Annotated in this window: 6 protein-coding genes and 1 pseudogene; 5 read left to right on the plus strand and 2 right to left on the minus strand. The window is 46.5% G+C overall.

The features are described 5' to 3' along the window. Positions 1-154 precede the first annotated feature (154 nt). Positions 155-1894 (plus strand): diflavin flavoprotein, encoded by a 1740-nt coding sequence (locus LC653_RS06235; RefSeq protein ID WP_229493393.1) that lies wholly within the window; start codon positions 155-157, stop codon positions 1892-1894. Positions 1895-2065: 171 nt separating this feature from the next. Continuing rightward, on the plus strand, positions 2066-3778 hold the full coding sequence (locus tag LC653_RS06240; RefSeq protein WP_229493395.1) for a diflavin flavoprotein: 1713 nt from the start codon (positions 2066-2068) through the stop codon (positions 3776-3778). A gap of 150 nt (positions 3779-3928) precedes the next feature. Here LC653_RS06240 and LC653_RS06245 read toward each other — a convergent pair whose 3' ends face one another. Then, positions 3929-4141, minus strand: coding sequence for a hypothetical protein (locus tag LC653_RS06245; protein WP_229493396.1), 213 nt, complete (start codon positions 4139-4141; stop codon positions 3929-3931). A 265-nt stretch (positions 4142-4406) separates the two neighbouring features. Between LC653_RS06245 and LC653_RS06250 the strand changes: the two genes are divergently transcribed. The 3 genes from LC653_RS06250 (at position 4407) to LC653_RS06260 (ending at position 10631) form a co-directional block, all read left to right on the plus strand. Continuing rightward, positions 4407-5555: a TIGR03032 family protein gene (locus LC653_RS06250; RefSeq protein ID WP_229493397.1), complete on the plus strand. Its 1149-nt coding sequence runs from the start codon at positions 4407-4409 to the stop codon at positions 5553-5555. 19 nt (positions 5556-5574) lie between these two features. Next, complete coding sequence (locus LC653_RS06255) at positions 5575-9813, plus strand: beta strand repeat-containing protein (RefSeq protein WP_229493398.1); 4239 nt, start codon at positions 5575-5577, stop codon at positions 9811-9813. 638 nt (positions 9814-10451) lie between these two features. Further along, the gene (locus tag LC653_RS06260; protein ID WP_100899326.1) at positions 10452-10631 is read left to right on the plus strand and encodes a hypothetical protein; all 180 of its coding nucleotides are present in this window, start codon (positions 10452-10454) and stop codon (positions 10629-10631) included. A gap of 20 nt (positions 10632-10651) precedes the next feature. On the opposite strand, the pseudogene LC653_RS06265 reads toward LC653_RS06260, so the two are convergent. After that, positions 10652-12039, minus strand: a pseudogene (locus tag LC653_RS06265) (dicarboxylate/amino acid:cation symporter). Between the last annotated feature and the right edge of the window lie 131 nt (positions 12040-12170).

Consider the following 12170-nt stretch of genomic DNA (forward strand, 5'->3'; position numbering starts at 1 on the left):
TATATTTTTTGAGTCATAATTTTTGCTAAAAAACAGCAATAATTGATACAAGTTAAATTTTTCAAAAACTGATATTCATTACAACTTAAAAAAAAAATAATAGGGACAATGGGGGCAGAAGAAAAACCTGTTAATTTGCGCTTGGAGACGAATAATGGTAGCGATGTCTACGACCGGCTACGCCCACGCAGAGAACGTTCAACATCGGTTAACTATACAAACTGTAGAAATTGCCCCTAACACAACGGCGATTCGCTCTCTTGATTGGGACCGCGATCGCTTCGATATCGAATTCGGACTGCAAAACGGCACAACCTACAATTCATATCTAATTAGGGGTGAACAAACAGTTTTGATTGATACTTCTCACCAGAAGTTTCGCGATCTGTATTTAGAGACTCTAAAAGGTCTTGTCAACCCCAAAACAATTGATTACATAATTGTCAGCCACACAGAGCCAGACCATAGCGGCTTAGTAGAAGATGTTCTTCAGTTAGCTCCTAGAGCTACCGTTTTAGCATCAAAAGTTGCGCTTCAGTTTTTAGAAGGCTTAGTTCACGATCCTTTCTCAAAGAGGGTTGTAAAAACCGGCGATCGCATAGATATCGGCAAAGGTCACGAAATGGAATTCGTGAGTGCGCCTAACCTGCACTGGCCGGATACAATCTTTAGCTTTGACCGCAAAACCCAAATTCTCTACACCTGTGATGCTTTTGGGATGCATTTTTGTGACGATCGCACCTTCGATGAAGATTTAGAAGCGATCGAAGCTGACTTTAGATTTTACTACGACTGCTTGATGGGCCCTAACGCTCGTTCGCTGCTGAATGCCATGAAGCGGATGGGTGATCTTGGGAAGATTAATATTATCGCCAACGGTCACGGCCCGTTATTATACCACCATTTAGATGTTCTAACCGGGTGCTACGAAAATTGGAGCCAAAAACAAGCTAAAGCAGAAACAACCGTCGGCTTGTTTTTTGTCTCAGATTACGGCTATGGCGAACGCCTTGGTCACGCAATTGCCGAAGGTATACTGAAAACTGGCATTGGGGTAGAAGTACTGGATCTGAGTACTGCCCAGAGCCAAGAAATTCAAGAACTAGCCGGGAGAGCAGCTGGCATCATTATTGGTATGCCCCCGACTACTTCTGCCGCCGCCCAAGCTAGTATCAGTTCGGTGCTAGCTGTCGCCAAGAACAAGCAAGTGATTGGGCTGTTTGAATGTTACGGTGGGGATGATGAACCCATTGATACACTCCGCAGACAATTTCTCAACTCTGGCATCAAAGAAGCCTTCCCAGCCATTCGGATTAAAGAGGCTCCTACCGCATCTACATTCCAGTTATGTGAAGAAGCGGGTAAAGACTTGGGACAATTGCTGGTGCGCGATCGCAACATCAAGCAAATCAAGTCCCTTGATGTCAACATGGAAAAGGCGCTGGGCCGCATTAGCAGTGGACTGTATATAGTCACCACTAAAAAAGATAATGCCTCAAGTGCAATGCTGGCATCTTGGGTAACGCAAGCAAGTTTGCAACCCTTAGGATTGACAATTGCCGTTGCGAAAGACCGCGCCATTGATTCCTTAATGCAAATAGGCGATCGCTTCGTCCTCAACGTTTTGGAAGAAGGCAATTATCAAGAACTCAAAAAACACTTTCTCAAGCGCTTGCATCCTGGTGCTGACCGCTTTGCTGGGGTAAAAACTCAAACCGCGAAAAACGGTTCCCCAATTTTAACTGATGCTCTGGCATACATGGAATGTGAAATACAGAGCAGCATGGAATGCAGCGATCACTGGATTTTATACTGCACCGTCCAAGAAGGTCGTGTCTCCAAAAACGATGGACTGACAGCCGTTCGCCATCGCAAAGTAGGTAATTACTACTAAGAAAGAGGGAATGGGGAGTAGGGAGTAGGGAGTAGGGAATAAAGACGCGGGGGAGCTTATGAGCAGAGGAGAACTTGTATAAGTCTTTCCCCGTTCCCCATTTCCCTATTTCCCATTTCCCTATTCCCCATTCCCCACTCCCCACTCCCTACTCCCCATTCTTCAACAGCTATGACCAATTCCAAGCCACGCGACGTACAAGTTCTACCAATTGCTACAAATACTAAGGCGATCAGAGCACGTAGTTGGTCACGTCTGCGGTTTGAAATTGAATACGCACTTGAAAGAGGTACTACCTCCAATTGCTATTTAATTGAAGCTGATAAAACCGCACTTATTGATCCACCGCCAGAAAGCTTTACCGAAATTTATTTAGAGGCATTGCGGCAGACTTTAGATTTGCAAAGTTTGGATTATATAATCCTGGGTCATTTTAGTCCCAATCGAGTTGCAACCCTCAAAGCAATTTTAGAACTAGCACCACAGGTAACTTTTGTCTGTTCTCTTCCCGGTGCGAACAATTTGCGTGCTGCTTTCCTAGATCATGATTTGAAAGTCTTGGTGATGCGGGGGAAAGAAACTCTGAATTTAGGCAAGGGTCATGTTTTGAAATTCTTACCCACTCCCAGTCCACGTTGGCCGGAAGGACTTTGTACCTATGATCAGCAAACCCAAATTCTCTACACAGATAAGTTATTTGCAACTCATCTCTGTGGTGATGAAGCATTTGATGATAACTGGGAAGCGCTTAAAGAAGACCAGCGTTACTACTTTAACTGCCTGATGGCTCCCCAAATTCCTCATGTGCAAGCAGCTTTGGAGAAAATATCAGATTTGCAGGTGAGAATGTATGCTGTGGGTCACGGCCCATTGGTACGCACCAGCTTAATCGAACTCACCAAAGCTTATGCAGAGTGGAGCCGTTCTCACAACGATCGCGAGATTTCTGTTGCCCTACTTTATGCTTCAGCTTACGGGAATACGGCGACTTTAGCACAAGCGATCGCTCTGGGATTAACTAAAGGTGGAGTTGCAGTCAAATCGATTAACTGCGAATTTGCTACCCCTGATGAAGTTCGCATCAACCTAGCACAGTCAGAGGGTTTTATCATTGGTTCTCCTACTATCGGTGGTCATGCGCCAACTCCCATTCATACTGCTTTAGGTATTGTGCTATCAAGCGGTGACAACAGTAAACTCGCTGGGGTTTTTGGTTCTTACGGCTGGAGTGGTGAAGCCTTTGACTTAATTGAAGGTAAACTCCGGGATGCTGGATATCGCTTTGGCTTTGACACCCTGAAGGTCAAGTTTAAACCTGATGATGTCACTCTCAAGTTCTGTGAAGAACTAGGTACAGACTTTGCCCAAGCACTGAAAAAGGCTAAAAAGGTACGCGTACCACAACAAGCGGCTACTCCAGTAGAACAGGCTGTTGGGCGGATCGTTGGTTCCGTCTGCGTGGTGACAGCTAAACAAGGCGAAGTGTCTACCGCAATGTTAGGCGCTTGGGTTTCTCAAGCCACCTTCAACCCACCTGGATTAACTGTTGCGATCGCCAAAGACCGAGCGATCGAATCTTTGATGTATCCAGGCGGTAAGTTTGCCTTAAATATTCTACCTGAAGGCAATCATCAAGATTACATGAAGCATTTCCGTAAATCTTTTGCGCCTGGAGAAAACCGATTTGCCAACTTTAGTACAGCAGTTGCAGATAACGGCTGTACCGTTCTCACCGACGCTTTAGCATATTTGGAATGTTCAGTCAACCAACGTCTGGAATGTGGCGATCACTGGGTTGTGTATGCAACTGTGGATGAAGGTAAATTACTCAAGCCTGATGCTGTGACTGCCATTAATCATCGCAAAACCGGCACTCACTATTAAATAGTGAGACATTTAACTTAGGGGAAGCGCTTTAGCTTAAATATAAGCAAGGCAAAGCGTTTTATGACAAAAATTCTCTTTTTTATTGTGGGATGGACAAGATGTCCATCTCATTTTTTTGTCAAGATGCAGAGTCCGCCCAAGAGAATTTTAGTTATTGACTAAGTAGAGCATTTTATTAATTCGTAGCGAATTAAATTTGGCAATACCCTGCAATGCCAATGCATCGGCTGACAATGCCAATGCATCGACTGACAATGCCAATGCATCGACTGACAATGCCAATGCATCGACTGACAATGCCAATGCATCGGCTGACAATGCCAATGCATCGGCTGACAATGCCAATACGTCCCCTTGCATTAAAAACGCTACGATTTTACGCAAAGCTGTACTAAGCTATCTATCTTTAGACAGATATTGGAAGTTTTAAGTTTTAGATTACATAGAATATACTTTTATGTTACAAAAACATCTATTGTTTTAAAAGGACTCCGAGAATACTCTGGTAGATTCCTGAAATGAGCAACCACTGGCTACGAAATGTGTGGAGTGCGATCGCTCAAACCAGATGACGGAACCTCTGTTGCTGGTATATTGCGTAGCTTAGTCCAAGAGTAGGAGCATCGTGCCCTGCGGCGAAATTATCACCGACCGAACACCAGAGTTATTAAGGAGTCAAAACCAAGTGAATCCCAATGACAGCACCATTAACAAACCATCTTTAGAAATCAATGCTTCTCGTCAGTTTACTGCTTGGCTGTATGAGCAAAACCTCAGTTTGTCCTTCACTACCTATCAAGCGGGGAAGTTATTCTTCATCGGCTTGCAACCAAACGGCAAATTATCTGTATTTGAACGTAGCTTTGAGCGATGCATGGGGTTGTATGCCAATGGCAACAGCCTCTACATGAGTTCCCTGTACCAACTGTGGCGATTTGAAAATATCATCCAACCCGGACAAAACCACCAAGGCTACGATGCTCTTTATTTGCCCCAGATGAGTTATGTGACGGGAGATTTGGATATTCACGACATCGCTTTGAGTAGAGCAGAAAAAAAGTGTTCTAAACCACAAAAATTAGTATTTGTCAATACTTTATTTAGTTGTTTAGGAACAGTCAGCGAAACCCACAGTTTCGTTCCCTTATGGCAGCCAACCTTTATCAGCAAGCTGGCGGCGGAAGATAGATGTCACCTGAATGGGTTGGCAATGCAGTCAGAAAAACCTAAATACGTCACTGCTGTGAGCCAGTCAGACGTGGGAGAAGGCTGGCGGGAGCATCGGGCAAATGGCGGCTGTGTCATTGACGTAGAAAGCAATGAAATCGTGTTGCGCGGACTGTCTATGCCCCACTCCCCCCGATGGCATCAGGAAAAACTCTGGCTGCTCAACTCAGGCGCGGGAGAGTTTGGCTTTGCCGACTTAAACCGGGGAGTGTTTGAACCAGTCGCCTTCTGTCCGGGATATCTGCGCGGTTGTGTTTTTCATGGCGACTTTGCGGTAGTGGGGATTTCCCAACCCAGGCATAACAAGACCTTTAGCGGCTTGCCCCTAGACGAGAAATTGCAACAGAAAAACGTTGAGCCTCGCTGTGGGTTACTGGTGATTGACCTGAGAAGCGGCGATATTGTCCATTCCCTGCGAATGGAGGGAGTGGTACTGGAATTGTACGACGTGGTAGCACTTTTGGGGGTACGTCGTCCAATGGCGATCGGATTTCGCAGCGACGAAATTCGGCGGGTAGTGACGGTGGGATCGGATCAAAATTTATAATTCAGAGGAATCAACAATAATGGCACCTAATCCAGCAGTTTTCGACCTTTCTGACCTCGATGGCAACAATGGTTTTGCGATCGATGGCTCTAGCCCAGCCGGCACCGACAGCAGTGCCGGAGATATTAACGGCGACGGCTTCGATGACCTGATTCTTAAGTCGGGAGCAGATAACTACGTAGTATTTGGCAGCAGCAACGGCTTTGGAGCAGTTTTCAACCTCTCGTCCCTGGATGGCAACAACGGCTTCGTTATCAATGTAAGTAAAGATTTAGGCTCCTCTGTTACCAGTGCCGCAGACATCAACGGCGACGGCATCGACGACCTGATTATCGGGGCGGGAGGTGCCAACCCCAACGGACAGTTATCTGCTGGGGAGACCTACGTAGTGTTTGGCAGCAGCAACGGTTTTGGAGCAGTTCTCAATCTTTCCGACCTCAACGGCAGCAACGGCTTCGTAATCAACGGCATTGATAACTATGACTTCTCAGGCGGCTCCGTTAGCAGTGCCGGAGACTTCAATGGTGACGGCATCAACGACTTGATTATCGGGGCGACAGGTGCCGACCCCAACGGTAAAGAACGTGCTGGGGAGAGCTACGTAGTGTTTGGCAGCAGCAACGGCTTTGGAGCAGTTGTCAACCTTTCCGACCTCAATGGCAGCAACGGCTTCGTGATCAACGGCATTGATGAGCGTGACTACTCAGGCTCCTCTGTTAACAGTGCCGGAGACTTCAACGGCGACGGCTTCGATGACCTGATTATTGGAGCGCCAGGTGCCGAGTCATTTGCTGGGGAGAGCTATGTGGTCTTTGGCAGCAGCAGTGGCTTTGAATCGGTCTTTAACCTCTCATCTCTGAACGGCAGCAACGGCTTTATCAACGACATTGATGGAACACTCAGCAGCGCCGGAGACTTCAACGGTGACGGTTTTGATGACCTAATTATCTGGACAACAAATAACATCCGCGGACCGGAGACTGTTGGGGAGAGCTACGTAGTGTTTGGCAACAGCAGCGGCTTTGGAGCAGTCCTCAGTCTCTCAGACCTCAACAGCAGCAACAGCTTCGTAATCAACCCCATTATTCCAGGTCAGGGTTTAGGCTCCTGGGTCAGCAGTGCCGGAGATTTCAACGGTGACGGCTTTGATGACCTAATTATCGGCGCAAAATATTCTGAGCAGAACTACGTAGTGTTTGGCAGCAGCGGTGGCTTTGGAGCAGTGCTCAATCTCTCGGATATCAACGGCAGCAACGGCTTGGGGATTAAAGCCATTAACGTAGATAGCTACTCACGCTACTCCGTCAGCAGTGCCGGAGATTTCAACGGCGATGGCTTTGATGACGTGAGTATCGGGCAAGGTTTTGATCGAATCTACTATGCAGGTAATGGAAAGAGATACGTCATTTTTGGCTTTGCCACTACTACAACTCCTAATCAACCTCCAGTCGCAGTTGCCGACACAGCTACTACTAACGAAGATACTGCCCTTAACATTTCAGTCTTAGCCAACGACAGCGACCCGGATAGCAATCCCTTAACGGTGACAAATGTCAATGGTAGTACGGTGACTGTTGGCACTCCTATTACCCTAAGTTCTGGTGCTTTACTGACTCTCAATGCTGATGGCACTTTTACTTACAACCCCAATGGTCGATTTGAAACTTTGGGTGTAGGTGAAACCGACAGCGATCGCTTCACCTATACTATTAGCGATCGCAGCTTTACCAGTACAGCTAGCGTCAACCTGACCATCAACGGCGTGAATGACGCACCCGCCTTAATTTCTGCTTTCAACCTATCTGACCTCAACGGCAGCAACGGCTTCGTAATCAACGGCATTAACGCAAATGACAACTCAGGCTTCTCCGTTAGCAGTGCTGGAGACATCAACGGTGACGGCTTCGACGACCTAATTATCGGGGCATATAGTGCCGACCCCAACGGCAAAGACCGTGCTGGGGAGAGCTACGTAGTGTTTGGCAGTAGCAGCAGCTTTGGAGCTAGCCTCAATCTCTCGTCCCTCAATGGCAGCAACGGCTTCGTAATCAACGGCATTGATATCGATGACTACTCAGGCTTATCCGTGAGCAGTGCCGGAGACTTCAACGGTGACGGCTTTGATGACCTAATTATCGGGGCGAAAGGTGGCGACCCCAACGGTAAAGACCGTGCTGGGGAGAACTACGTAGTGTTTGGCAGCAGCAGTGGCCTTGCAGCCAGTTTTGACCTCTCGTCCCTAAACGGCAGCAACGGCTTCGTAATCAACGGCATTGATGAGCGTGAGTACTCAGGCAGATCAGTCAGCAGTGCCGGAGACATCAACGGTGACGGCTTCGATGACCTGATTATTGGGAGACCTTTTGCTTTGAACTACCCAATCGCTGGGGAGAGCTACGTAGTGTTTGGCAGCAGCGGCGGCTTTGGAGCTAGCCTCAACCTCTCGTCCCTGGATGGCAGCAACGGCTTCGTAATCAACGGCATTGATAACTATGACTTCTCAGGCGGCTCCGTTAGCGGTGCCGGAGACTTCAACAGTGACGGCTTCGATGACCTGATTATTGGGGCAATAAATGCCAACCCCAACGGCAAGTTAAACGCTGGGGAGAGCTACGTAGTGTTTGGCAGCAGCAGCGGCTTTGGAGCTAGCCTCAACCTCTCGTCACTGGATGGCAGCAATGGCTTCGTAATCAACGGCATTGATCCGTTTGACCGCTCAGGCTTCTCCGTTAGCAGTGCCGGAGACTTCAACGGCGACGGCTTCGACGACCTGATTATTGGGACACCATATGCCGAGTCATTTGCTGGGGAGAGCTACGTAGTGTTTGGCAGCAGTAATGGCTATGGAGCTAGTCTCAACCTCTCGTCCCTCAATGGCAGCAACGGCTTCGTAATCAAAGGCGATCTGTTTGACCGCTCAGGCGAATCAGTCAGCAGTGCCGGAGACTTCAACGGTGACGGCTTCGATGATCTGATTATCGGGGCAAGAGGTGCCGACCCCAACGGTAAGCAACGTGCTGGGAAGAGCTACGTAGTGTTTGGCAGCAGTAATGGCTATGGAGCTAGCCTCAACCTCTCGTCCCTCAATGGCAGCAACGGCTTCGTAATCAACGGCATTGATATGGATGACTACTCAGGCTCTTCTGTTAGTAGTGCTGGAGACATCAACGGCGACGGCTTGGATGACTTGATTATCGGGGCATTCCTTGCCTCCCCTAACGAACAGTCTAATGCTGGGGAAAGCTACGTCATCTTTGGCTTTACGACTACGACCGTAGCTGAAGAAGATACCGCTCTTAAGATCGTTGCTAGGACGATTTTGAGCAGATATACAGACGTTGATGGCGATATCTTAAGCATTAGTAATTTTACCAATCCTGCCAACGGCACACTGACTTTAAACGACAGCGGCACTCTAGGGGATGCCAGCGACGACTACTTTATTTATACACCCAAGCCCAATTACAACGGCGCTGATAGCTTTACCTACACTGTCATTGACGGTAATGGCGGCAACATTACTGCTACTTTTAACTTGAACGTTAAGCCAGTCAATGACGCACCAATTGCAGTCAATGATACTGTTACGGCTGCCAAAAATACTGCTGTGAACATTCAAGCTAATACCCTGCTGGCTAATGATCACGACATCGATAGCACCAACCTCAGCATAACTGATATCAGTGGTGCGACCAAGGGTACTGCGCTGCTGAAAAATAACGGCACTCCCAGCAACTCGGCAGATGATTTTATTGTGTTTACCCCAAATAACGGGTTTAGTGGTGCGGCCAGTTTCAACTACACCATCACTGATGGTCAACTCACCAGCACTGCTAAAGTTACTATCCAAGTGGGCGATCGCCTTTTAGGTGGCAACGGCAATGATGTTCTCCACGGCACTCCTGGTAATGACTACCTCAATGGCGGCAATGGCAAAGACAACCTTTACGGTGGTAATGGCAAAGACACCCTCAATGGTGGCAATGGTAACGATCTCTTGTGGGGTGGTCTTGGTAGCGATATCCTCACAGGTGGTAATGGCAAGGATAAATTTGTCTTCACTGATGGAGAAGGTACTGATATTATTACCGACTTCTGCAACGGCAACGATTTGATTGGCTTGTCCGGTAGTCTGACTTTCAATCAACTAAGTTTCACTGGTAACAACATCATAGTTACTACTACTGATGAAATCTTGGCAACGCTGACTGGCATTAGTACCACAACACTGACTGCCGCTAATTTCATTATTGTCTAAATATTAAGGGGAGCAAGACCTTGCTCCTCTTAAAAACCAATAATTACTATAGAACCAGCCTTATAATCAAATTGACTAGAAATTCACAGTTAGTAACAGAAATTACAAGTCTTTTTTAAGCTATAATTCGACACCTCAACGCCACACTACCCGATTTACTAATAATCTACCGAGTTAAGATTTTAGATAGCAATGCCATCGCTTCTAAAAATCTTTGTAACAGATGAATTGACTGTAGGAACGTAGATTTGTACGCTTTTAACAACGTTGTATTAGAAATGTTGTGAAATGGTATGACTTGTCAAAGAAAAGGAAAGGGGGCACGGGGGGAGAACCCTATAAATCAATTTATTTGCTGTGAAACCCTCTATTGCTGAAAAATTTTAAAATCTTGCCCCTAGCAAAGCGCTCCCTGCTCCCCTGCCTTTTTTGTTACAGGATAGGGAATCAGAAAAATGGTGTGTGTAATTTCAGTATTAAAGCGGAAATAACATAAATTCACTTACTGAAATTCCGCAATTGCCACCAGGACAACTGCAAAAACGCAGTGTAGCCTTTAACTAGAAAAACAGCATCAGGCAATTGTTAAACAAAATGCCAACTATCACCACTAAACTTTTTTAATATTTGTTGTTCTTATGACTCCAAAACACACCAAAATTCAATTTCCCCTTTGGCAGTATCTGAATCAGCCTTTATTTAGTGACGATACTAAATTAGTATTGAATCCCCAACGCTTTGCATTGATCTGGCGTCTTCGACTTCTAGAACGCTGCTGGGCTAAAGAATGTGATGCCAAAGGGCCTCAACAGCATTAGATACCTCAAAAGCCGTAAAACTAAGCCTCGTCTACAGAACGAGGCTTAAAGCCCGTCAAGTAAAGCACTGACAGTCATATCTCCCATAACATTAATCGCCGTGCGGCAGCGATCCAGAAACCAGTCTATAGTAACTAGCAAAGCAATGTATTGAGTAGGTAAGCCTACAGAAGTAAACACCAGTGTCATCGTTACCAGTCCAGCATTGGGAATATTTGCCGCACCTACGGATGCAAAAATCAAGGTAAGGATGACAATTACAGCGCTTTTCAAGTAATTGAACTACACCACTCCCTACTCCCCACTCCCCACTCCCCGTCTCATCTGTGGTCTAAATACCTGAAAAATGCTGTAACTGCTGTCCCAGACTCAGATGTTGCCCAATCAGTTGGGAAATATACAACGCAGACATTGCTTCATAGAGGGCAGTGCCATCATTATTGAAATTTGCCCCTACTAATGCGCCCAAGGCGGCGGAAGATTCTCTTAAACCGACTTTTGTTTGCAAAACTTCAAAGGTTATGGGCATTGCCGCCGCAGAGGAAGAAGTTGAGAAAGCTGTCAAAAAGGCATCAGAACCGCCACCTAGGAATTTTAGCGGATCTACCCAAGAACCAAATTTTACTCTGGTGAGGTAGTAGCACGCCTGCAATGCTAGTGCTAACAGCACCGCTACGATAAATGCACCCAAAGATTTAAACGGTGCAAATCCTTGCATAGCAACGGTTTTAGCAACAATACCAAAGACTGCGAACGGCACTAAGGCAATTACCCAGTTGAGGACACGGACTACCGCTTCAAACAAAATCCCAATAACATCCTCTATCGGTTGGTATCCTGTTTTCCCTTGGGCAATTTGTTCAGATTTTAATCCCCGCAGAACGATGCCAAAACTCAGGGCAATCACAATTAGTTGGATAACATTATTATCAACTAATGGTTTTAGAATAGCTTCCGGTACAGCATCTTTGAGTATTCCCCAAGGATCAAGACTCTGAGTAGTTATGTCTGTACTTGTTGAGGTGGCTACATTGCCCCAAGTCCCCGGACGAAGCACATTTGCTACGAGAAGCCCGACTAAAATAGCTACGGTAGTGTTAGTTAAAAGTAGCACTGCCAGCCGCCGTCCGGCTGTACCGGGGATATTCGTAGTCATTAAGGTGTGCAGCACCGCTACCAAAATCAGGGGCGTAGCTAGGGCGCAAAGAGCCTTTAGCACCAATTCAGCCGGAATTGCTAAATTATTGATTAAGGTGGCATTGCTTGGATTGGGATTCCCCGCACCAAGGGCAATTCCAACGCTGACTGCAGCTACTAGGGCGATGAGAATTTGCAATGTGAGAGGGATACGCTGCCACCAAGGGCTAGCTTTGGTTTCAGGCGAAGTAGTACTCTCTTTTTGACTCATTAGTTAGATGCTGATGAACTGCTGTAACTATTAAAACAACACTTATGACCGTGAAAATTTCGGAAAAAGAACAGCTTTAATTTTAGGTAAAAACTGTTAATCTAAGATTCCGTTGCTTTGCAAAATCTAGC

The sequence above is a fragment of the Nostoc mirabile CHAB5784 genome (genome assembly GCF_020829645.1).
Taxonomy (GTDB): domain Bacteria; phylum Cyanobacteriota; class Cyanobacteriia; order Cyanobacteriales; family Nostocaceae; genus Nostoc; species Nostoc mirabile.